The 19,740-nt window shown below is 71.1% G+C and carries 17 protein-coding genes and 3 pseudogenes; 8 read left to right on the top strand and 12 right to left on the bottom strand.

What is annotated here, in order from left to right:
- Positions 1 to 127: 127 nt before the first annotated feature.
- Entirely contained in the window at positions 128 to 742 is a 615-nt protein-coding gene (locus N8I86_RS34055; protein ID WP_263279541.1) for a TetR/AcrR family transcriptional regulator, read from the bottom strand.
- A gap of 220 nt (positions 743 to 962) precedes the next feature.
- On the opposite strand from N8I86_RS34055, the gene N8I86_RS34050 reads away from it, so the two are divergent.
- From N8I86_RS34050 to N8I86_RS34040, 3 genes are read left to right on the top strand one after another with little or no spacing between them, the layout of a single operon-like run.
- The gene (locus tag N8I86_RS34050; protein ID WP_263279540.1) at positions 963 to 2,468 is read left to right on the top strand and encodes an APC family permease; all 1,506 of its coding nucleotides are present in this window, start codon (positions 963 to 965) and stop codon (positions 2,466 to 2,468) included.
- Positions 2,469 to 2,502: 34 nt separating this feature from the next.
- Positions 2,503 to 4,074 carry an amidohydrolase gene (locus N8I86_RS34045; RefSeq protein ID WP_263279539.1) on the top strand — a complete coding sequence of 524 codons (1,572 nt, stop codon included), beginning with the start codon at positions 2,503 to 2,505 and terminating at the stop codon, positions 4,072 to 4,074.
- Between the two features lie 31 nt (positions 4,075 to 4,105).
- Positions 4,106 to 4,831 carry a hypothetical protein gene (locus N8I86_RS34040; RefSeq protein WP_263279538.1) on the top strand — a complete coding sequence of 242 codons (726 nt, stop codon included), beginning with the start codon at positions 4,106 to 4,108 and terminating at the stop codon, positions 4,829 to 4,831.
- Between the two features lie 45 nt (positions 4,832 to 4,876).
- Here N8I86_RS34040 and N8I86_RS34035 read toward each other — a convergent pair whose 3' ends face one another.
- The 3 genes and pseudogenes from N8I86_RS34035 to N8I86_RS34025 all read right to left on the bottom strand — a co-directional run bounded on the left by N8I86_RS34035 (position 4,877) and on the right by N8I86_RS34025 (position 6,207).
- Positions 4,877 to 5,221 (bottom strand): serine hydrolase, encoded by a 345-nt coding sequence (locus tag N8I86_RS34035; protein ID WP_404830886.1) that lies wholly within the window; start codon positions 5,219 to 5,221, stop codon positions 4,877 to 4,879.
- Positions 5,218 to 5,352 (bottom strand): annotated as a pseudogene (locus tag N8I86_RS34030) (IS5/IS1182 family transposase); the annotation flags it as partial. The gene N8I86_RS34035 and the pseudogene N8I86_RS34030, both read right to left, overlap by 4 nt.
- A 168-nt stretch (positions 5,353 to 5,520) precedes the next feature.
- On the bottom strand, positions 5,521 to 6,207 hold the full coding sequence (locus N8I86_RS34025) for a hypothetical protein (protein WP_263279537.1): 687 nt from the start codon (positions 6,205 to 6,207) through the stop codon (positions 5,521 to 5,523).
- Between the two features lie 670 nt (positions 6,208 to 6,877).
- On the opposite strand from N8I86_RS34025, the gene N8I86_RS34015 reads away from it, so the two are divergent.
- The 3 genes from N8I86_RS34015 (at position 6,878) to N8I86_RS34005 (ending at position 10,673) form a co-directional block, all read left to right on the top strand.
- Positions 6,878 to 7,000: a hypothetical protein gene (locus tag N8I86_RS34015; RefSeq protein WP_263280230.1), complete on the top strand. Its 123-nt coding sequence runs from the start codon at positions 6,878 to 6,880 to the stop codon at positions 6,998 to 7,000.
- A gap of 842 nt (positions 7,001 to 7,842) precedes the next feature.
- A complete protein-coding gene (locus N8I86_RS34010) occupies positions 7,843 to 8,733 on the top strand; it encodes a phosphotransferase (RefSeq protein ID WP_263279536.1) in 891 nt (296 codons plus the stop codon).
- On the top strand, positions 8,730 to 10,673 hold the full coding sequence (locus N8I86_RS34005; RefSeq protein ID WP_263279535.1) for an ATP-binding cassette domain-containing protein: 1,944 nt from the start codon (positions 8,730 to 8,732) through the stop codon (positions 10,671 to 10,673). Before N8I86_RS34010 ends, N8I86_RS34005 begins: the two co-directional genes overlap by 4 nt.
- Positions 10,674 to 10,957: 284 nt before the next feature.
- Here the strand turns inward: N8I86_RS34005 and N8I86_RS33995 are convergent, their stop codons facing one another.
- The 3 genes and pseudogenes from N8I86_RS33995 to N8I86_RS33985 all read right to left on the bottom strand — a co-directional run bounded on the left by N8I86_RS33995 (position 10,958) and on the right by N8I86_RS33985 (position 12,781).
- A complete protein-coding gene (locus tag N8I86_RS33995; RefSeq protein ID WP_185091685.1) occupies positions 10,958 to 11,116 on the bottom strand; it encodes a hypothetical protein in 159 nt (52 codons plus the stop codon).
- 254 nt (positions 11,117 to 11,370) lie between these two features.
- Positions 11,371 to 11,490: pseudogene (locus N8I86_RS33990) on the bottom strand (IS5/IS1182 family transposase); the annotation flags it as partial.
- Positions 11,491 to 11,530: 40 nt separating this feature from the next.
- Entirely contained in the window at positions 11,531 to 12,781 is a 1,251-nt protein-coding gene (locus N8I86_RS33985) for a S1 family peptidase (RefSeq protein ID WP_263279534.1), read from the bottom strand.
- Positions 12,782 to 13,644: 863 nt separating this feature from the next.
- Between N8I86_RS33985 and N8I86_RS33980 the strand changes: the two genes are divergently transcribed.
- Positions 13,645 to 14,259, top strand: a complete 615-nt coding sequence (locus tag N8I86_RS33980) for a hypothetical protein (RefSeq protein ID WP_263279533.1) — start codon at positions 13,645 to 13,647, stop codon at positions 14,257 to 14,259.
- 460 nt (positions 14,260 to 14,719) lie between these two features.
- On the opposite strand, the gene N8I86_RS33975 is transcribed toward N8I86_RS33980, so the two are convergent.
- A complete protein-coding gene (locus N8I86_RS33975; protein WP_263279532.1) occupies positions 14,720 to 15,400 on the bottom strand; it encodes a class I SAM-dependent methyltransferase in 681 nt (226 codons plus the stop codon).
- A 761-nt stretch (positions 15,401 to 16,161) separates the two neighbouring features.
- Between N8I86_RS33975 and N8I86_RS33970 the strand changes: the two genes are divergently transcribed.
- Positions 16,162 to 16,404 (top strand): hypothetical protein, encoded by a 243-nt coding sequence (locus N8I86_RS33970; protein ID WP_263279531.1) that lies wholly within the window; start codon positions 16,162 to 16,164, stop codon positions 16,402 to 16,404.
- On the opposite strand, the gene N8I86_RS33965 is transcribed toward N8I86_RS33970, so the two are convergent.
- The 4 genes and pseudogenes from N8I86_RS33965 to N8I86_RS33950 all read right to left on the bottom strand — a co-directional run bounded on the left by N8I86_RS33965 (position 16,351) and on the right by N8I86_RS33950 (position 19,689).
- The gene (locus N8I86_RS33965) at positions 16,351 to 17,100 is read right to left on the bottom strand and encodes a hypothetical protein (protein ID WP_263280229.1); all 750 of its coding nucleotides are present in this window, start codon (positions 17,098 to 17,100) and stop codon (positions 16,351 to 16,353) included. The genes N8I86_RS33970 and N8I86_RS33965 overlap by 54 nt on opposite strands.
- Positions 17,101 to 17,180: 80 nt before the next feature.
- Positions 17,181 to 17,696 (bottom strand): annotated as a pseudogene (locus N8I86_RS33960) (serine hydrolase); the annotation flags it as partial.
- A gap of 86 nt (positions 17,697 to 17,782) precedes the next feature.
- Positions 17,783 to 18,451 carry a response regulator gene (locus N8I86_RS33955; protein WP_123440686.1) on the bottom strand — a complete coding sequence of 223 codons (669 nt, stop codon included), beginning with the start codon at positions 18,449 to 18,451 and terminating at the stop codon, positions 17,783 to 17,785.
- On the bottom strand, positions 18,448 to 19,689 hold the full coding sequence (locus tag N8I86_RS33950) for a sensor histidine kinase (protein ID WP_404830854.1): 1,242 nt from the start codon (positions 19,687 to 19,689) through the stop codon (positions 18,448 to 18,450). Before N8I86_RS33950 ends, N8I86_RS33955 begins: the two co-directional genes overlap by 4 nt.
- Positions 19,690 to 19,740 lie beyond the last annotated feature (51 nt).

Here is a 19,740-nt window from a genome sequence, read left to right as displayed (position 1 = left end):
TCTCACTTTGTGACAAACCGGCAGGCGGTTCCGTTCCCGCCCCGGATACGTCCGCGCAAGAATCACCCAGTACGGCATCGCCGCCCACCGCGTGGGCCGACCGCCGCCGCGCCCGGCCGTGCGGCCGCTACTCGACCCGCGCCCCCCGCAGGGTCCGCGCGTGGTTCATGAAGGCCGTCAGCCCGACCTCGAAGGCGCGGTCGGCCCGGCCGTCGCCCACCGCGGCGAGTGCCTCAGCGAGGCGGGGGGTCGGGGTGCCGTCCGTCAGCTCCCACATCGTCTCGGGAGCGGCCAGGTCGAGGGCCGAGCCCAGCACCAGGTTCTCCAGGGCGATGATCAGCGGCATGATCCCGGCGCTGTCGAACCCGGCCTCCAGCAGGAGGTTCACGGCGCGCTCGTACTGTTCCAGGACCCGGGGCGCGCGTACCGGCGAGGTCATGAGCATCGGGATCACCCGGGGGTGAGCGGCGAACGCGGCGCGGTAGGAGCGGGCCCAGGCCTCCAGGGCCGTGTCCCAGGGGTCCAGGTCGAGGGTGGCCGGGTCCATCGCCGCGCAGATCCGCTCGCGCAGCAGCTCGACTATGCCGTCGCGGCCGTCCACGTGGTGGTACACCGAGCCGGTCTGCGCCCCGAGCCGCCGGGCGATCGCGGGGACGCTGAAGTCACCGGTCTCGTCGATCAGCCGCAGCGCTGTCGTGGTGATGCGCTCGCGGTCGAGGAGCGGTGTGCGCGGCCGTCCCATGGTCAGCGATCTCCCTGAGGTCTTCCCGGATGCCCAACGGCAGGTTACATTGCGGAAACCGAAAGCCTTTAGGTTTACGGCTCCGGGCGCCCGCCATCCCTCGTGCTCCCGACGGACGCCGGCCCGGGCGGACCATCTCCGCCCCGCCCACCGGCGCCCGCGCAACCGGCCGCCCCGCCTCCGGGCCCCCGTCCCTCCGCCGCCAGAAGGGCTCCCCCGCATGTCCGTGACCACCTCCGAGCCACCGGAGCAGAGAACGTCCCGCGACGCGACCACCCTCCGCTCCGGTTCCCTAGGCACCGCCGACATCGCCTTCTTCGTCGTCTCCGCCGCCGCGCCACTGACCGTCATGGCCGGCGTCGCCCCGCTCGCGATCCTGCTGGGCGGCATAGGCGCGCCCGTCGGATACCTCCTCGCGGGGCTGACCCTCGCGGTCTTCGCCGTCGGCTTCACCACCATGAGCCGCCACGTCACCAGCGGCGGCGCCTTCTACGCCTTCATCACCCGGGGCCTCGGCCGCCCGGTCGGCATCGGCGCGGCCCTGCTGGCGCTGATCGGCTACAACGGCATGGAGATCGGCGTCTACGGCCTCCTCGCCACCACCACCCGGGACACCCTGCACTCCCTCGTCGGCGCCGACGTGCCCTGGCTGCCCGTCTCGCTGGCCGGCCTGGTGCTGATCGGCTACGGCGGCTACCGGTCCATCGACTTCGGCGCCAAGCTGCTGGGCGTCCTGCTCGTCGCCGAGACCGGGATACTCGTCCTGCTCGCCGGCGGGGTCCTGCTGAAGGGCGGCGCACACGGGCTGTCCCTCGCCTCGCTCGCCCCGGCGCACGTGTTCGTGCCCGGCACGGCCGCCGTACTGGCCTTCGCCTTCGCCGCGTTCACCGGCTTCGAGTCGACCGTCATCTACCGCCGTGAGGCCCGCGACCCGGAGCGCACGGTCCCCCGCGCCACCTATGCGGCGGTCGGATTCCTCGGCCTGTTCTACGCCTTCGTGGTCTGGATCGCCGTCCAGGCGTTCGGCGACGACCAGGTCGTACGCGCCGCGGGCGACGACCCGGCCGGACTGTTCTTCACCGCGATCGCCACCTACGTGGGCGGCTGGGCCGCCGACCTGATGCACCTTTTCATCGTCACGAGCGTCATCGCCTCCCTGCTGGCCTTCCACAACGCCATCAACCGCTACGCGCTCGCCCTGGCCGAGGAGGGTGTGCTCCCGCGCCGGCTCGGCCGCGTCCACGCCCGCCACCGCTCCCCGTACGTCGCGGGCCTCGCCCAGACCGTTCTCGGCGCACTGGTCGTCCTGGCCTTCTGGGCCGCGGACGCCGACCCGTACCAGCAGTTGCTGCTGTGGGTGAACACCCCCGGGATGATCGGTCTGCTGGTGCTGCAACTGCTCGCCGCGATCGCCGTGCCCTGCTACTTCCGCCGGGTGCGGCACACGGAGGGCGCCCTGCGCACGGTGGTGGCGCCGGTCGTCGCCGCCGTCCTGCTGGTGACCGCGATCGTGCTGGTGGTGACCCACATCGACCTGTTCACCGGCGCGTCCCCGGCGGTCAACGCCCTCCTGGTCGTCGTGGCGCCGGCCGTCTTCCTCCTCGGCCTGCCGCTGGCGTGGTGGCTGCGCCGGGCCAGGCCCGACGTCTACGCCGGGTTCGCGGCGGAGCCGGACGAACCCGCCGGATCCACCGGGGCGACCGTGTCCCCCGTGTCCGCGAAGTGACCCACCGCCCCTTTCCCGTACAGGAGTCGCCCCCATGCACGCTGCCGACCTCATCCTCGCCGGCGCCCAGGTCCGCACCCTCGATCCCGGCCGGCCCGGCGCCTCGGCCGTCGCCGTACGCGACGGCGTGATCGCCGCGGTCGGCGAGGCGGACGACGTCCGGGACTGGCGGGGCCCCGGCACCGAGGTCGTCGACCTGCGCGGCGCGCACCTCGTGCCGGGCCTCGTCGACTCCCACAGCCATCCGGTGTGGGGCCTCGACATGGCGACGGGCACGGACCTGTCCGGTGTGACGGACCTGGCCGGGCTGCGGGCGGCGCTCGCCGGGGCGGAGCGCGTCGAGGGCTGGGTGGTCGGGTACGGCCTGGACCACAACGCGTTCGAGGGCCGTCCCGTCCATCACGAACTGGTGGCGGACGTGCTCGGCGACACCCCGGCCTTCCTGCGGCTCTACGACGGCCACTCCGCCCTCGCCGACGGCGCGGCGCTGGCGGCGGCCGGGGTGACCGGTCCGCGCGCCTTCGCGCAGCGCGCCGAGGTGGTGTGCGACGCCACCGGCCGGCCCACCGGCCATCTGGTCGAGCACGCCGCGATGGACCTGGTGGCGGACGTCGTACCCCGGCCCGCGTACGCGCAACGGCGGGCGCGGCTGCTGGAGTTGCTGTCTGCCATGGCCGCGACGGGGCTCACCGGAGCCCATGTGATGGACGGCGGGGACCTCGGCCTAGTGGCGGAGGTCGCACGGGAGACGGTCCTGCCGCTGCGCCTGCGGTTCGCGCCCTGGTGCATGCCGGGCGCAAACCGCGACACCCTGCGGGAGCTGATCGCGTTGCAGGGCACGGGCGGTCGGCACTGGCTGGTCGGCGGGGTCAAGTTCTTCATGGACGGCACCGTCGAGGGCGGCACCGCCTGGCTGGACCACCCCGACTGCCACGGCCGGGGTACGGACGCCTTCTGGCCGGACCCGCGGGCGTACGCCGAGGCGGTCCGCACCCTGCACGCGGCCGGAGTGCGCACCGCCACGCACGCCATCGGGGACGCGGCCGTACGGCACGTCCTGGACACCGTGGCCTCCCTGGGAGCCGGAGGCCGCGGGGCGCACCGGATCGAGCACATCGAGACCGCTCCGGACGAACTCCTGCCGCGCTTCGCGGAATTGGGTGTGGCGGCCTCCATGCAGCCGCCGCACACCGGCTACACGCGGGACGACGGCACGGACGAGTGGTCGCGCCGGCTGGGCGGTGACCGTGCCGGACGGGCCTGGCGGCTGCGGGACCTGCGGGAGGCCGGGGCAACGGTCGCGCTGGGCTCGGACTGGCCGATCGCGCACTACGACGTGCGGGCGGTGCTGGCGACCGCCCACCGGCCGAAGGGGGCGGCGGCCCACCGGCCGGGCCTCACTCCCCTGCAGGCGCTGGAGGGCTGTACGACGCACGCGGCGGCCGCCGCCGGCGAGTCGGACCGCGCCGGCCGCGTGGCTCCGGGCTTCCGCGCGGACCTCACCGCGCTGTCCGTCGATCCGGGACGCGCTCCCGGTGACGAACTGATCGAGGCGCCGGTCGTGTTGACGGTGACCGGAGGCCACGTGGTGCACCGCGCGGTCTGAGGCGCGCGGGCCGGCAGGGCAGACTGGGCGGGTGAACGACCTCCGACCCGTCCATCTGGACCCCGCCCCGGAGTGGTACGGGCGCCTGCGCGTCCGTACCGACCTCTCCCCCGCCCGCTGGCTCACCGAACGCCACCCCGGACAAGGCGACTTCGGGACGGTGGCGGGCGTGGCCGCGCCCGGCTTCGCCCGGTACGCGCGGATCCTGCATCCCGCCTCCCTGGAGGAACGGCCGGTGCGCTGGGACACCGTGGCCGCCGCGCACGGCACCCGGGTGACGCCGGGCGCCCGGTGGCACGAGGTCGTCGGGATGGACCAGGACCAGCGCAACGCCTCCGAGTACAGTCGGCCCGGCGTCTGGGACGAGCACCCGTGGGAGGGCCCCACCCCGCCGGACGTCGCCGAGGCGCTCATCCCGGTGCTGGCGCGGCACACCCGCACGCCGGAGCACTGCTGGTTCGGGCTGTGGCACGGGTACGGCCGCTGGGACTTCGGTGGGCTCCCGGCCTTCGAGACGCCGGGTCGGGACGAGGTGCTGCTCTCCGGCACCCTCGCCGACGCCGTCTCCCCGGTGCGCATGGACGAGTTCGCCGAGCTGCCCGACCTGTGGTGGCCCGAGGACCGCGCCTGGTGCCTGGGCGGCGACGTGGACCTGGTCGGCACCTACATCGGCGGCTCGCCCGCGCTGATCGCCGACCTGCTGGCGGCACCGGGACTGGAGGCGCACGCGGTGGCGGCGGACGACACCGTCGGCTGAGCCGGCCGGCCGCCCGTCCCGGAGGAGTCGGCCGCCGGGCGCGGACTACTCGCCGGGGGCGACCGCGCGGGCGATGACGCGGGCCGCCTCGGCCACGAGTGCCTCGTCCACCGTCGCGTCCTCGGTGCTCCTGGCCGACAGCACGGCCAGCACGACCGGTGTCCGCCTCGTCGTCCAGGCCACGCCGATGTCGTTGGCGGTCGCGTAGGAGCCGGTGCCGGTCTTGTCCGCCAGGACCCAGCCGTCCGGCAGGCCGCGGCGGAACCGCTCGGCGCCGGTGGTGTTGCCCTTCAGCCAGCCGACGAGGCGCTCCCTGTCCGCGTCGCCCAGGGCCCGGCCGAGGGCGAGCCGTTCGAGGCTCGCGCCGATCCGAGTGACCTGCTGGTCTATCCGGCGAGGGCGAGGTTGTGCATGCGGGCGATGCCGAGCATGGCGTGGTGGACGCCGTCGCCTTTGAGGCGGCAGCCGCGGAGCATCTTCCAAGTCTTCAGGCGGGCGAAGACGTGCTCGACAGCGGAGCGAGCTGCCGTTTCCCCGGGAGATGTGGTGGTGGCGGCGACACCCCCGTGTCCTCGCCGGAGACCTGAGCCAAGCAGTCCAATCCGCAGGCGCCATCGGTACTGAGCTGGACACGCCATGACGCGAACGCAAGTCCTACCCGGCAATGGCCAGCACTTGCGGGACAACTCTTAGCCCCGCCACTCCGCTTCCCTTACGTAGCAGCCTGAATATTCGCTGGAGGCCAGGGCCTTGGGCATGTCATTGCGCCAATAAAAGATGTCCTCCCGACTTGCTCCGCCGCGGATTTCATCAACGGCTTTCTTTGAAATAACCAGGCAGAACTTCTTGACCAGTGGGCTGCGATTCCCCGTTCGGCTAAGTTGAAGCAACCCTTCATACCGGCCCGGCTTGAAGCTCCAGCCGTCGGCCTGGAACAAGAAGATCGGCTGCTGAGGTTTGTCCTGGCTGACAAGGAACGGGGCGGGATCACCCGACCATCTATACGAGATCCATTCAGCAGCGGGGTCGAAGTTCCACGTGCCGACCTCTTTCCAATAGAAAACCGGTCTTTTCGAAGAGGAAATCGATCCAACGGGAGACAGCTGGAAGCGTGCGTCGCGGATGACCTCGACATTCTGGGTCTTTACCCGGGTGGACACTGTCGGCTGAAGATAGAAATGGGTATCCTTGCCCACCAACCCAATGCGCATGAGATGTGGAAGCACCAGATCGATTTCAGGCTTCTTTTGAATTTCAGCGAAGTTATACAGTGAAAAGACCAGGGCTGCTACGGCTGCGGCTGTAGCAGCCCATTTATGCATGGCGTCGAAACGACTCCTCCCGGACGTCGTCGCCGCATCATCGCTGTCGACCACGCTCTTATCTTGGCCAAGATCGCAGCTCTCAACCCGTTGCACTAGTCCATATGGCCAGTTCAACGCCCGGCCAATGCGTTCACTCGTCCTGCGACGAGGTACATGCTGACAGCACCGCCGCAAGGTGCTGAGCCTGCGCATCTCAGTCACAGGGAACGCCCCCGTCACGACGGGCGGAGCATGAGTGGCCTCGTCAGATCAGACCTGCTCCCCCTCACGCGCCGTCGGCGCCAGCGGAGCGATCGGGCGGGTTGGACCACCCATCCCATAGCCATCTCGACCCTCCGGGTGTTCTCAGCCTCGCTGTCGTCGATACAGCCCGCGTAGCGACGGTTAATGACCTCAGGCGAGTTGCCGGCGCGCCGGGCTACCTCCGCGACTGGGAGGCCCGCCCGGAGCCAGTTCGTGATGCACGCGGCCCGGAGGTAGTACGGCTTCCGCGCCAAGGGCGAGGCCACCTTGTCGGGCGGGAGTGCCAGCGGTCTGGCTTCCTGCCACACCCGCCAGTAACTGGAGTGCCGAGCAGGTCCCCTCGTTCATTGGGGGAGATCCGCCCGTCCTTGGCGGTGCCGAACTCCTTCAGGGTGCGCTCGGAGCATCGCCCCCAGCACGGACGGAATGGGTACCGGCCGATCCGTACCTGGCTCCCGCGACTTCAGCCCCGGTTGTCGTGCCGCTCACCCGAATCGGTCCCCGCCGCTACGAGCGCAAAGCCGAGCACTTCCTGGCCTTCACCAGCATCGCCTGCACCCTCATCTGCTACCGCAGACTCACCAAATGTGATGACGTCTGAGGCCGACCGTCCCGTGCATAGCCGCTCGGCCCTGTCTGCTTCCACCGGTACTCGCGCGGGCGTCGCTGGCCGCTGCTGACTCCCCCCGCGTGGGCGGCGCGCGGCAAGGGCACGGTCGCGCGCAACAACGCCATGGGCCCGTGTCCTGGCACCCCGAGGGGGTGTTGTGCCAGGGCTGCAGGCTAGCTGCCGTCGCGGCCGTCCAGGGGCGTGACGCTCCGGGTGCTCACCCGGCCGCGAACCAGATCGAGCCACTCTCGTGGGCGCCGGATTCCGGGCCGGGCCGGAGAGTTCAAGAATCCTTTCCTCAAGCATCACCCCAGGTCAGAGCCCTCCGTATCACGGGTGGCGGCTGGCGGCAAGGCAGGCTCGGGATGACCGGATGACGGTGCTGGTGGCCGCGGATTGTCAGTGGCGTGGGCGAGAGTCCGTCCGCAGAGCACAGCCACGCCACACCGAAGGAGACGGGTGCTGTCGACGCGTCATGCAATCCGCCGCTCGGGCGACCGTCCCGCCGCCTTCCCCGTATGTGTGAATCGAACGAAGCGAGAGGAGCTGCCCACGCAGACGGCGCTTGCCGTCCGCGTCCCGGCGTCGAACCTTCACTCGACTCGTCGCCCGCGGCTGCCCGTAGCGGCCCTGTGATCAGGTGCGTTGTCCGGGTGCTCTACCCCGTTTCCGAACCGAGGAGAAGCCGTGAATCCCGTCCGCTTGGTCACCCTTCACCCTGCTCTTGAGAACCCTCCTGCTGCGGCCGCCGAGGCCCTCGCGCACCGGCGGCCCGTCGATGCCCGCCGCGTCCTGTTCGCCGCAGCATCACGACCGTCATCGGGGTGGGGGGCATGACCAACCCGACCACTTTGCCCCCCACCCTGCTCGCGTGGGCCAGCCGGGCACTCGGCGCCCGTCCCGCCGTCAAGGACGTCAGCCATCCGCGCGAGAACTCCCGCGTCTGGCGGCTCGACCTGCCCAGGGCGCGCCGCTTCTACCTGAAAATCTCCCCCACGGCCGTGATGTACGAGCGCGAGACGCTCGCCCTCCGAAGTGCTGCACCGGCCCTCGGCGCCGGCGGTGCGCCGCAGCTGCGCGCCTCGAGCGCAAAGGATCTGGCACTGCTGCTGACCGCCGTCCCAGGACGGCCGCTCAAGCAGCTGGGGCTCTCGCCCGTGGAGGAAGCACGCGCGCACCGGCACGGCGGCGCCCTGCTGGCTCGCCTCCACGTGGCCAGTGATCTGTCCGGTCCTCGACGGGCCGAGGCAGCGCAGGCTCTGCAGGCCGCGGCAAACGGCGCCGAGGGGCACCTGGCGGCGGCCGGGGACCGGCTGACCGCGCCGGAGCAGAAGCTCGTGCGCCGGCTGGCCGAGGAGTTGCGGGCCCTGCCGCCGCTGCCACTCGCGTACATCCACGGCGACGCGTGGGAGCGCAACCTCATGTGGTCGACCGCCCGGCAGCAGGCCGGATGGATCGACTTCGAACGCTCCCGGGCCGCGACCGCCGTGCAGGACTTCGTGCTGATGGCCTGCTCTACCTGGACCGATCGGCCCGACCTGCGCGCCGCGTGCCTCCAGGGCTACGGCCGCAACCTCACCGTCGAGGAGCAGCACGCCCTGAAATGCCTGGCGGCGATCGATGCGGTGAGTTGCCTGGTCTGGGGGCCGAAGCTCGACGACCCCCATCTCACCGCACGCGGACGGCGCACCCTGGACCGGCTGATGGCGGGGGTGTTCGCATGACCGCACCGCACCACCGGACCGACTCCCCGGCCGCCGGCGCAGCACACGTCAGCGGCGAGGCGGCGGCCCTCCCGGCCGCGCGGACGGGCCCTCCGCAGCCCTCGGCACCGCCGGAGCTCGACTACAACGGGCGCAGACACCGGCGGGCGATGGACGACGCCGCCTTGTGGGACATGGCCCGCCGCATCCCCGCGGCCCTGATCCAGACGGCCCGCCTGGCCTGGAGCGTCGACCGGCGCATGGCCCTGACGATCGTCGTATGCCAGCTGCTGTCCGGCATCGGCACGGCCGTGATGCTCACCGCCGTCGCGAAGGCCCTGCCGAGGCTGATGGCCGGCAACCCCCGCCAGGGTCTGACCCATGCGTGGCCGGCGCTGACCGTCGCCGTCGTCGCGATGGCCGCCGGCGCGTCCATGTGGATCCTCGCGGACTGGGCGACCAGGCGCCTGAATCCGCAGATCGCCTCCGCCGCGGACCTGCAGCTCGTGGATCTCCACATGCGGGCTGAACTCGCCGCCTACGACGCGGAAGGGTTCGGCGACCGGAGCCAGGCGGCGGAGATCGGCGCGCTGCGCGCCGTCGACCTCGCCGACGACGCCAAGACCCTCACCAACGGAATCGTCCAGCTCGCCTCCGCGGCCGTGGTACTCACCACCTTGCACCCCCTGCTCCTCGGTGTGCTGCTGCTGTCAGTCGTCCCCCGCGGCCTCGGCGGCGTGATGGCCGCCCGGGTCGACTACCGCGTCCACGACCAGACCATCTCCGCCCGCAATGTCCGCGGCATGATGCGCTGGTGGCTGACGACGGCCGAGCTCGCCGACGAGCTCCGGGCCAACACCATGCGCGGCTACCTCCACTTTTGGTACCGGTCCATGTGTGACCGGGTTGAGTTGAGGGAGGTCGCCGGGGCGCGCCCGTATCTGCGGATCACGCTGCTGGCCGCCTCGCTCGGCGGCCTGTTCACCCTCGGCATGTGGGCCTCGCTCGCCGGCCTGGTCCTTGCCGGGGCCATGACGACCGCGCTCGCAGGCACCGCAGTCGTCGCCTCCCAGACCGCCGGCCGTGCCCTGAACTCGATCATCCGCTACTCGACGGTCATGTTTCACCACGGGCTCTACCTCTCCGATTACTACCAGTTCATCGACGAGGTCCGCGCCATGACCACAGCCCGCGGCACCGCGCGGGCCAAGCCTCCGCAGCAGATCCGCCTGGAAGGCGCCTCCTACACCTACCCAAGCAAAGAGGCCGCGGCCGTCCAGCCGATCACCCTCACCCTGAACCGCGGCGAAGTCGTCGCCCTCGTCGGGGAGAACGGCGCCGGCAAGTCCACACTGATCCGCATGATCACCGGGCTGACCGTCCCGACCGACGGCAAGGTCCTGTGGGACAGCACCGACCTGGCCGGCGCCGACGCGGAGTCGGTGTGGCGGCACGTGGGCCTGGTGCCGCAGAAGAACGGGCACTGGCCGCTCGCCGCCCGGGAGAACATCACCCTGGGCCAGCCCCGCGAGCACGGCGACGAGCGGATCTGGGACGCGGCCGGACGCGTCGGCATGACCAAGGCCCTGCGTGATCTCCCCAAGGAACTGGAGACGCTGCTCGCCCGGTCGGTGTGGGGCGGCCACGAGCTGTCCGGAGGGCAGTGGCAGAGGCTGGCCTGCGCGCGAGCGATGTACAGGGAGCCGGCCGTGCTCGTCCTGGACGAGCCGACCAGTGAGATGGACGCCCGAGGAGAGCACCAGATCTTCAGGGAGCTGCGGGCCATGGCCTTGGACCGGATCACCGTGGTGGTCACCCACCGCCTCGACAACGTGAGGATGGCCGACCGAGTGATCGTCCTCGACCAGGGAACCGTCCGGGAGCAAGGCTCCTTCGACGAACTCATCGCGACCGAGGGGAGTTTGCTCGGCGAGCTGTACGCCCTCTCCCAGGACCGCTGACCCGCGGCCCCCAGCAGAGGTCCACGCGGGGCCGTGCAGCCGGCGCGGCCCCGGCGCCCAAGTCCTGGGCGACCTGACCACCCTGCGCGTCCTGGACCTGTGCTCCGGCCTGGGCAAACACGCCGCCCACCTGGTGCACGAGCACGGAGCCACGGTCGACGCCGTCGAAGCATCCGCCAGCCAGCACGCACGCGCCCTCGCCCGCTGCGGGGACCGCCCGGGCTGGATGCCACCGAGACCCAGGGCCGACCGGCCTGTAGCGAGCCGCAGAGACAGAAGGGCGTTCATGCCGGGAAGAAGAAGCAGAACATCATGAAGGCCACTGTCGTCGCCGACCAGCGCGGTCGTACGTGATGGCCCGCCCCTGCGACCAGGGCGGATACATGACAGCCCGCGACCTGCACCACCACCGCGACCCCCGGCTCTGCGATCCCCTCCATCATTGAGCCATCGTCACCACAGACCAACTCACCGCCGCACTCGATGGCTCTCGGTGAACATCGTCGGAGATCCCATGTGGGGCAGGTACCTCGCCCCGCTCTGGTCTGAGCGACGGCCACGGCGGGACCGCTACTACTGATGCCTCCGTCCGCACCAGGTGGCTCGAGATGCCAGTCGGATCGGTGACGAGGACAAAACGACCGAAGACGTCGCATTCGTACCGGATCACCGCGCCCAAGGGAGCAGTGACGCCCAACTTGCTGGAAGCGGCGATGCTGGCGTGGGTGGGCACCAGCTTGTCGTCGACGATATAGACAGTTTCCTTGCGTGGTCGGTGGGCCGGCGAGATGGCCAGCAGGGATGCGAGGTGATCGAGATGCGGCAGCATTAGACGCTGCCAACCACAGGGCTCACACTCATCCCGTCGAGATCCGCGCGCCTGTGTATGCCTGGATGTAGCCAATCTCGACGTACCAGCTGCGGTTCTCCTGGCCGATGGTCTGCAGGCAGTGGCCGGAAGTGGTGAGCGCGGAGGTGCTGCCGATGCCCTGGGCTTGGACGTCGGCGGTGTAGTGCGGGCCGCCGGAGTCTCCGCGCTCAGTGCAGGTTGTGTCACGGGTGAGGTTGAACACCGTACGGCCCGTGTCGGATTGGACCACCGATTCGCCCCGCGCCCGGATTACGCCACAGGTGATGTTGGTGGTGCGTCCGGACTTGCACACGGAACTTCCGATAGGCCGCTGCTGCGTGCCATGCACGAGCAGGGGGGTATCGTCCGGCGTGTGCTGGGAGATCCATGGGCCCTGCACCCACCGGCTGTCGAGAGAACCGATGATGCCCCAGTCGTAGTTCAGATCGCGCATCCACCAGCGACCGAGACTCAAGGACACGGTGCTGGAGTTTCCAAAGCCCGACACGGTGGTGGAACCGGTTGAGCAGTGCCCCGCGCTGATGATCACGGGGTCCGACACACCAGGCAAGTCGGAGTACGTCAGCCGCGCATTGAACCCGAGCGAACAGATCTGCGATCCGGACAGGATCCCTTCCCCGCCGTCCACGAACGTCCAGTCATCGACGGTGGCAGTGGCGGGCCCGATGGCGGTTTCGAAGCGTACGGCTCTGCCCGCGGCCGCCGCTGCCTTGGCAAGCGCGCCCTGGGTACGCCCGGCCAGGGTGGTGACGACGACACGGTCAGCCACCGGGTCGACGCGCCAGGACACCACACCCGCTGCGGCGGATGGCGTCGCCTTGGCCAGGGTGTCGAGTCGGCCCTTGATTGCATTGAGCTCGGCGAGCCCGAAGCCGTGTGGTGTCACCTTGGGGATGGCGCCGTGTTCACGCACCTGCTGCGCATGGGCGGCATCGGTGATGCCGACGACCAGCTTTCCGCGCTCCGCATCGAACCAAGATCCCGCGTAAGCCCCGCCCAGCGCCGGCGCCAGCGCAGCCTCGGCCTTCGCAGCCGCAGCTTCGTCCGTGAGCCGCCGGCGAGCGGCGGCAGCATCCAGGTGCAGGTCGCGCTCCATGGCCCTCAGAACCGCCGGGCTTGGCCCTTCCGGATCGCCCGGTCGTTCAGGTGCAGCCTGCGCGGCACCCGGCAGACCCAACAGAACACTCGCGAGGGTGAGGATTAAGGCACCGCACAAGCGCCTGACCTTCATCGTCATTTCGCTCCCTTCTGCCTTTCCAAGGAGAGGCAGATCCTCAAGCCCGATGTCGTTGTTACGACTATCGCTGCTTGGGCAGCCCCTCGGGAGGGCGCGCGTGAGTGCGCGAGGGCGGCGCTCAACATGCATTCGAGCGCGAGGAGTTGGGCGAGTACGGACCGTCAACGTCACCGCCGCCCGTCGCTGACCAGATCGTCACCCAACGGCGCGACACCGGGCAGGGGGTCGTGGCGAGGTTGTGGAAGCGCCAGCAAACGCCAGTTGTCTGGCTCAACCAGGTCGGGCTGCCCGCTACCGCAGCAACCTTCAGGTGTCTCGGCGAGGCCCGCGCCTGAGGCCGCATGGTCACATCGATGAAACTGTCCCAGTGAGTCGTTTGCAACCCCTCGTGCCAGTTGGGCAGTTGGCCCGAGGCACGAATGAAGTCTCCTGGTAGATGGGTAAGGGAACCCAATGCGCTGAATCTACGTGGCCAGCTCGCTCATCGCCCGGGAACCATCCGCACGCGTGCGGGGAGCAGCGGGATCTCTCCATCGGCCCCGACAGCGGGGAGGGACCATCAGGTATTCGCCTTCGTCAGCAGCCGACGCCCCCAGCCGGTGCAGCATGCCAAGCGGCCCTTGGCCTCTCCCCGGCTCAAGAGCCACGGACCGCCAACACGCATATCCGGGGTCGCAGACGCCGTAAGCGGGGTCGTGGTTGAGGTCTTTGGCGGGGCGAGCGGCGGGGGTCGTGCCCGTGCCCAGGACGCGGAAGGGCGTCGGGGGACCACTTCGCGGTCCGCGCCCGGTAGCTGGGTGGGCGACCGGCATATGATCGCGCTCCTCTAGCAACGCGTACCGTCCAGCCAGCAGAATCAGATCATGGACGCAGGACTTGCAGGGCTCCTCGGCGGTGTTATCGGGGCCGCGGTCGGTGCAGTCGGCGCTACAGCATCCGCCTGGATCACCGGAACGAAGGCAGAGCAGCAGGCCGCGATCCAGTCCGAGACGCAGTTGAGACAAGCCCGCCTTCAGATAGCCGCGGAACGGACTCGTGCTCTTCGCGAGTCGCGCAAGAGTGCCTACCTGGGCTTTGCCGAGGGTTGTCATCTGGTGCACAGCGCGCTGAGTGACGCGGGCATCAAGCTCGGAGGCATCGCAGCAAGCGACCCTCCCGAGGAACGCGAAGAGCGCCGCCAAGCCGCCCGCCGCCTCTGGAACGAAGCACGAACTCTCAACCGCCGGCTCGACCGCCTTCAGCACATCGTGTTCATGGAAGGCCCCAGCGAGATGGGAGCCGCCGCGCAAGCGGCAACAGCCGCCCTGGTGCCGCATTTCGCCGCAGTCCTCAACTGGTTGCATGCCGTCGACAGAGAAGCAGAAACGCCGCAGCACGCGGCAGAACAGGACACAGCCCACACAGAGGCGTACGGCAAGCTCCTGCAGTTCCTCCATGCCGCCGCAGATACCACCCTGCCGGACCTCCATGACCGATGACCCGAGGCACCGCCGACCGCCTCTCGGTGACCGCTGGTCACGCCGTGCGGGAGCAAGCTGCGCTGCAGGGTTACCCGGTGCGAGGGGGGGACCGTTGCCCGGCGGTGTCCCCCACGAGCGCCGCCGACCCACCGCGGCCTCGACCCACTGACCGCCAAGTCACCGCGCTGTGTCGGCCGTCGGCGGCCGACCACCGTCCGGTGAGGGTGTCCTCGACGCGACTACGTCAGAAAGCCGGCCTGGCGGTCGGCGTTGAGGACCTGGGCCCCGCGATTCGGTTATCCATCAGCGATCCCTGCTTCGAGCACTGCGAGAACGCCGAGAGGAGGAGCGGCTGTCCGCCACCGGCATTGCGGGGCCGAGCGTTCACCTCCACATCATTGCAACGAAGGCATGTTCGTTCTCGGTGGCTCGGTCACCCAGTCTGCCCGAATGCCAGGCTTGCTGTGAGCGGAGGGGTTCAGCGCAGTCGTCGCGCGCGCAGCACCAGGTCGTCGGTATGGTGCGCGCCGGCGCCGCCGTCGGGTGCCACGCGTGGTCGCTGCTCGTTCACCTCCGCCTTCCACTCGTCGGTGAGCAGGGCGGCGACCATCGAGGGCCAGACGTAGTCGGCCGGGTCGAAGCCGCTGTCGTGCGCCTGCTGGGTGTCCATCCCCGCGTGGTGTACGAGCAGCAGCACGCCGCCGGGCGCGACGGCCGCGAGCAGCGCTCGCTCGGCTGCGGCGTCGGGGGTGCGCAGCAGGGCTGGATACTGCGCGGAGACCAGGTCGAAGGAGGCCGGCGGGAGCGCCGCTTCCGTCAGCGCGGCGTGTACCCAGCGAACGGCGACGCCTGCGTCCCGCGCGTGCCCGGCCGCGCGCTCCAGCGCCACGCCCGAGACCTCGAGCGCGGTCACGTCCCAGCCGCCGCGCGCGAGCCAGACGGCGTCCGCGCCTTCGCCGCAGCCGACGTCGAGCACCCGCCCGGGCGTGAGTCCGGCGACCTCGGCCACGAGCGCACCGTTGGGCCGGCCGCTCCACAACTGTTGCCGGCCGGCGTATCGGTTGTCCCACTCCGCCCGCACCGCGGGGTCTCCGACGTATCCGTCGCCGGGCAAGGAAGTGTCAGACGCGGGCGATCCCGCTGTGATGTTGTCGGTCACGGGCCCAACGTCACCCATCGTGGCCCGGTCACGCCACTCCTGTTGCCGCTCCGGCAAAACGGACAGCTCGGGGAAGGCGGCGCGGAGGCGGGCGGTGGAGCTACCCCCGCGGGCGGGGGGGTAGCTCCACCATCAAGCCCGCCTTCGGCCGTATCGTGCAATCGTCCCCGCATCTGCGGGGGTAGCTCCTCCAGGCCCGCAGCGGTGGCCCGGAACGTACTCCAGCGGCCCAATCCGGCGAGGAAAAGGCCCACTCGGACGAGCGCCTACCGCAAGTTGGGTGTGACAAGTGCTGTGGGAGGCGTGTCGAGGAGCAGGGGGCGAAACGGCGGGGGTACCGAGCCGAGGCTGGCCACGGACCACACCCGCAAGGCCGGGGTTCGGCACGGCGCGCACGGCTGTCGACCGATCGGCCGCGAGGCTCTGTTCGTGCCCGTCAGCCCGCAAAGCCGATCACGCTGCGCCCTCGCCCGGCGACGCCTCGACGTCCTAGGTGCCCTCGTACACAATCAGCGGATCTTCGAGGCTCAGCCTCAAGCTTGTGGCTCTCCTCGTCCGTGAACGCCTGGCAGTCGCGCCATCACGGGACGACCAGCAGAAGCCGCACCAGCTCGTGCAGGCCGATGGCATTCAAGCCGCTCTCTCCAGCAGGCCGTGGGCACGGCGCAACAACTGGGCGGCAAGACCGCGGTGGAACTGACGTACCGGGGGCCAGAATCACGGCCGTCGAGGACCCGCGGCTGGCCGCGATCTTCACGAGAATGGCGCTGCACGAGGGCGACCGGGTGCGCTCTGCCGTCGGCTACGGCGGCCTCGGCACCAACCTCGGTATCTTCCGGACCCGTTGTCAGGCGGGTGAGACGGTGTTCCTCGTACAGATCAACAAGGGTGGGACGAGCGCGGACCTGCGCATCCTCTTCCCCCGCTATGTCGAGGCCGAGGCCGCCCGCCTAGGCTGCGGCCCGCTGAAACTGAACCTGCCACGTCCGGGCGAGGGGCGCTGACTCCCGCCCGGACGCCGTGCCGTCAGTTGCCGCAGATCCTCCCGCGCCCAGGGCGAGGCGGGGGCAGGGCGCTTCACCGTGCAAGCCGTACCGCAGAGCACACTCACTACGTACGCGCAGCCCTGACCCCGAGTGTGAATGGCCCGCTCCGGCGCGGTGTCCCATGCGGGGACTGTTGCGGGCGCCGTCGCCAACCAACGCGAGGAGGAACCCGAGCGCGGCCGTGGTGTCGCTGCGCCCGGCGGACGCAGCCGCACGCGACAACGCCTGGGTCGACTCCCGGTACAGCTCGCGCGCCCGACCTTCCAGATCCCGCGCCGCCGGCGCGCGTCCAGCGCGCTCGAACTCGGTCGCGGCCTGCCTCATCTGGTAGCGCACCAGACGCGGGGAAAGGACGGCGGCGACCACGATGAGGTCGCCGAGCGCTGCCACGTCTCCGGCTCCCTGCTGCAACCCGCCCGCGCCCAGCTGCTCGGCTGCGGCGCGCACCTTCTCCTCGGCAACGCGCCACGCCATCGCTGACGCCGCTGCCGTTCCCGGAGCCTGCTGCCACCGCTCGCGTACCCGGGGCAGCGACAGATCGGGGGCCAGCTTCGAGCCGGAGAACCACACCGGCTGCTGGGCGCCGTGGCGGTCGCCGGGCAGCGCGACGCTGTAGCCGGTGACATTCCCGTCCGGCGCGATCCGCTGCTGCACCCGCAGTCCCGTCGCGCCGATCCGTGGCCCGCGGGGTCGTGGTGTCGCGGAGGTCGCCGGGAATCGCGGTGTTCAGCTCCGGCCCACCGGTCGAGCCGGCTGACGTCGTCGCCGAGCGAGCGGAGGAAACGGGTCAGGCCGGCCGGTCCGCCGATCTCCCGCAGCAGCAGGTTGCCGGCCGCGTTGTCGCTGTACTGAATGGCCGCGGCGCACAGGTCCCCGACGGTCATGCCGGTCGCCAGGTTCTCCTGCGTGCGCGGCGAGTGGGGAAGGATGTCGTGCGGCGGGTAGGGGATCACCCGGTCGAGCGGTGCGCGGTCGCCGTGGTCGCGCAGGACCGCCGCCGCCGCGAACGCCTTGAACGTGGAGCACATCGCGAACCGTTCCCCGGCCCGGTGGGAAAGGGTGTGCCCCGTACGGACGTTGCGCGCGAGCACGCCGAGCCGGGCGTCGTAGCGCTGCTCCAGGTCGCGCAACTCGGCCTCCGCGCCGGGTGATCCGGTGCCCGGAGCGGCAGCCGCGGGGGGCGCGGACGCGGCGAGGGCAGTGGTGGCCGTGAACGCGAGGCCCGCCGTGAGCAGACGGCGGCGCGGCATCGGTCCGGGGCGTTCGGAGCTGGTCATGGGCGCGGTCCCCCCGGGTTGAGGGATCTTCGACGGGGACAGCGAAACAGCGGGGGCGACTAGGGCAGCAGGCGCTGCTCCTTCGCCACCGCCACGGCGCCGGCTCGGGTGTCCACGCCGAGTTTGTCGTAGATGCGGCGCAGGTGGGTCTTGACGGTGGCCTCGCTGATGTAGAGGGCGCGCGCGATGGCGTGGTTGGGCAGTCCGCGCGAGAGGTGGGTGAGGATGTCGCGCTCGCGCGGGGTGAGGGCGGGGCGCGGGTTGCGCAGGCGGGACATGACGAGGTCGGCGACCGGCGGGGAGAGCGCGGGGCGGCCCTGCGCGGCGGCGTGGATGGCGGTGAAGAGGTCCTCGGCGCGCTCGGCCTTGAGCAGGTAGCCCGTGGCGCCGGCCTCGACGGCACGGGTGACGTCGGCGTCGGTGTCGTACGTCGTGAGGACCAGCACGTGCGGGGCGGGGGTGGTGGCGCGCAGGCGGCGGGTGGTCTCCACGCCGTCGATGCCCTCCCCCAGCTGGAGGTCCATGAGGACGACGTCGGGGGCGGTCTTCCGGGCCAGCGCGAGCGCCTCCTCGCCGCTGCCGGCCTCGCCCACGACCTCGATGTCCGGGGCGCTGCGCAGCAGGGCGAGCAGTCCGGCGCGTACGACGGCGTGGTCGTCGCAGACGAGGATGCGGACCGGTGGACGGGCGGGCGTCGCGCCGGTGCCGGGGGTGGGGGTGGGGGTCATCGCGGCTCCAGGGGGATGGCCGCCGACAGGGCGGTGCCCTCGCCCGGCGCCGACTCGACGGTGAGGGTGCCGCCCAGCTGGCGCAGGCGGGCGCGGATGGCGGGCAGGCCGTGGCCGCGCCGGTCCTCGGTGACGGCTCCGGCCGCGGAGGCGGCCGGAGCCCGCGGGTCAAAGCCCCGGCCGTCGTCCGTGACGTCGAGGACGATCTGGTCGTCCAGGCAGGTCAGGGTGAGGGTGGCGGTGTGGGCGGCCGCGTGTTCGCGGACGTTGGCGAGGGCGCCCTGGGCGATGCGCAGCAGGGCGGACTCCACGGGTGCGGGCAGCGGCGCGGGCGGGGTGCCCTCGGTGTGGACGCGAACGGTGAGGCCGGGTGTCGTCTCGCGCTCGGCGACGGCGTGCAGGGCCCGGATCAGGCCGCCGCCCTCCGCCAGGTCGGCGGGGGTGAGGTCGTGGACGAAACGGCGGGCCTCGGCGAGGCTGCGCTCGGCGATCGCGGCCGCGGTACGGACGTGGTCCCGTGCGGTGCCCGGTTCGGTGTCCCACAGCCGGTCGGCGGCCTGGAGGAGCATCCGCTGGCTGGACAGGCCCTGGGCGAGGGTGTCGTGGATCTCCCGGGCGAGCCGTTCGCGTTCGGCGAGGGTGCCCTCGCGGCGCTCGGTGGCGGCCAGGTCGCGGCGGGTGCGGACCAGGTCGTCGATGAGGGCGTCCCGGCGGGCCGCCTGGCGCTGCATGACGACGTAGACGGTGGTGGCGACGGCGGCCACCGCGGGCGGTGCGAGCAGCACGTTCGGGTCGGGCCAGCCGGCGAGACTGAGCTGGGCGGCCACGGCCAGCGCCGTGAGCAGCGCGACCAGCGGCACGGCGGCGCGCGGCGGAAGGGTGCGCAGGCCGGTGTAGAAGAGCGGGACCGCGCACCAGGCGAAGCTGGGGGCGAGCACGACCAGCACCGCCCAGACCGCGACGACCAGGCCCAGCCAGGTCAGGCGGCGGGGTGTCGGCCGGGTGCCGAGCGCGATGCCGAGGACGTACAGCAGGGCCAGCAGCGCGGACAGGGCGACGATCCAGGGGGTGTGGGGTCCGTCGGCGTGCCGGGCGAGGTAGCGGGCCAGGGACGCGGCGAGCAGGACGAAGAACGCCGTGTGCATCACGACGGTGAGGGCGCGGGTGTCGTCGTGTCCGGCCTCCGGCACGGCCCTCACCTCCTTCTCACCGCGCTGAACTGGGCAAACACCTTCCATTGTTCCCTGGTCCGGTGCGGTGGGGGTCATCCGAACGGATGACCCCCGGGG

Origin of the sequence: Streptomyces albidicamelliae (assembly GCF_025642175.1) — a bacterium.
GTDB classification, from domain to species: Bacteria; Actinomycetota; Actinomycetes; order Streptomycetales; family Streptomycetaceae; genus Streptomyces; species Streptomyces albidocamelliae.
This window is presented reverse-complemented; position numbering and strand designations above follow the sequence as displayed.

Bases quoted from the DNA above. Each gene is read 5' to 3' on its own strand.
- N8I86_RS33985 (WP_263279534.1), bottom strand. From the start codon at position 12,781: ATGACGATGAAGGTCAGGCGCTTGTGCGGTGCCTTAATCCTCACCCTC.
- N8I86_RS33950 (WP_404830854.1), bottom strand. From the start codon at position 19,689: ATGGAAGGTGTTTGCCCAGTTCAGCGCGGTGAGAAGGAGGTGAGGGCC.
- N8I86_RS33970 (WP_263279531.1), top strand. From the start codon at position 16,162: ATGGCGCTGCACGAGGGCGACCGGGTGCGCTCTGCCGTCGGCTACGGC.
- N8I86_RS34055 (WP_263279541.1), bottom strand. From the start codon at position 742: ATGGGACGGCCGCGCACACCGCTCCTCGACCGCGAGCGCATCACCACG.
- N8I86_RS33955 (WP_123440686.1), bottom strand. From the start codon at position 18,451: ATGACCCCCACCCCCACCCCCGGCACCGGCGCGACGCCCGCCCGTCCA.
- N8I86_RS33995 (WP_185091685.1), bottom strand. From the start codon at position 11,116: ATGATGGAGGGGATCGCAGAGCCGGGGGTCGCGGTGGTGGTGCAGGTC.
- N8I86_RS34010 (WP_263279536.1), top strand. From the start codon at position 7,843: ATGACCAACCCGACCACTTTGCCCCCCACCCTGCTCGCGTGGGCCAGC.
- N8I86_RS33980 (WP_263279533.1), top strand. From the start codon at position 13,645: ATGGACGCAGGACTTGCAGGGCTCCTCGGCGGTGTTATCGGGGCCGCG.
- N8I86_RS34045 (WP_263279539.1), top strand. From the start codon at position 2,503: ATGCACGCTGCCGACCTCATCCTCGCCGGCGCCCAGGTCCGCACCCTC.
- N8I86_RS34005 (WP_263279535.1), top strand. From the start codon at position 8,730: ATGACCGCACCGCACCACCGGACCGACTCCCCGGCCGCCGGCGCAGCA.
- N8I86_RS34050 (WP_263279540.1), top strand. From the start codon at position 963: ATGTCCGTGACCACCTCCGAGCCACCGGAGCAGAGAACGTCCCGCGAC.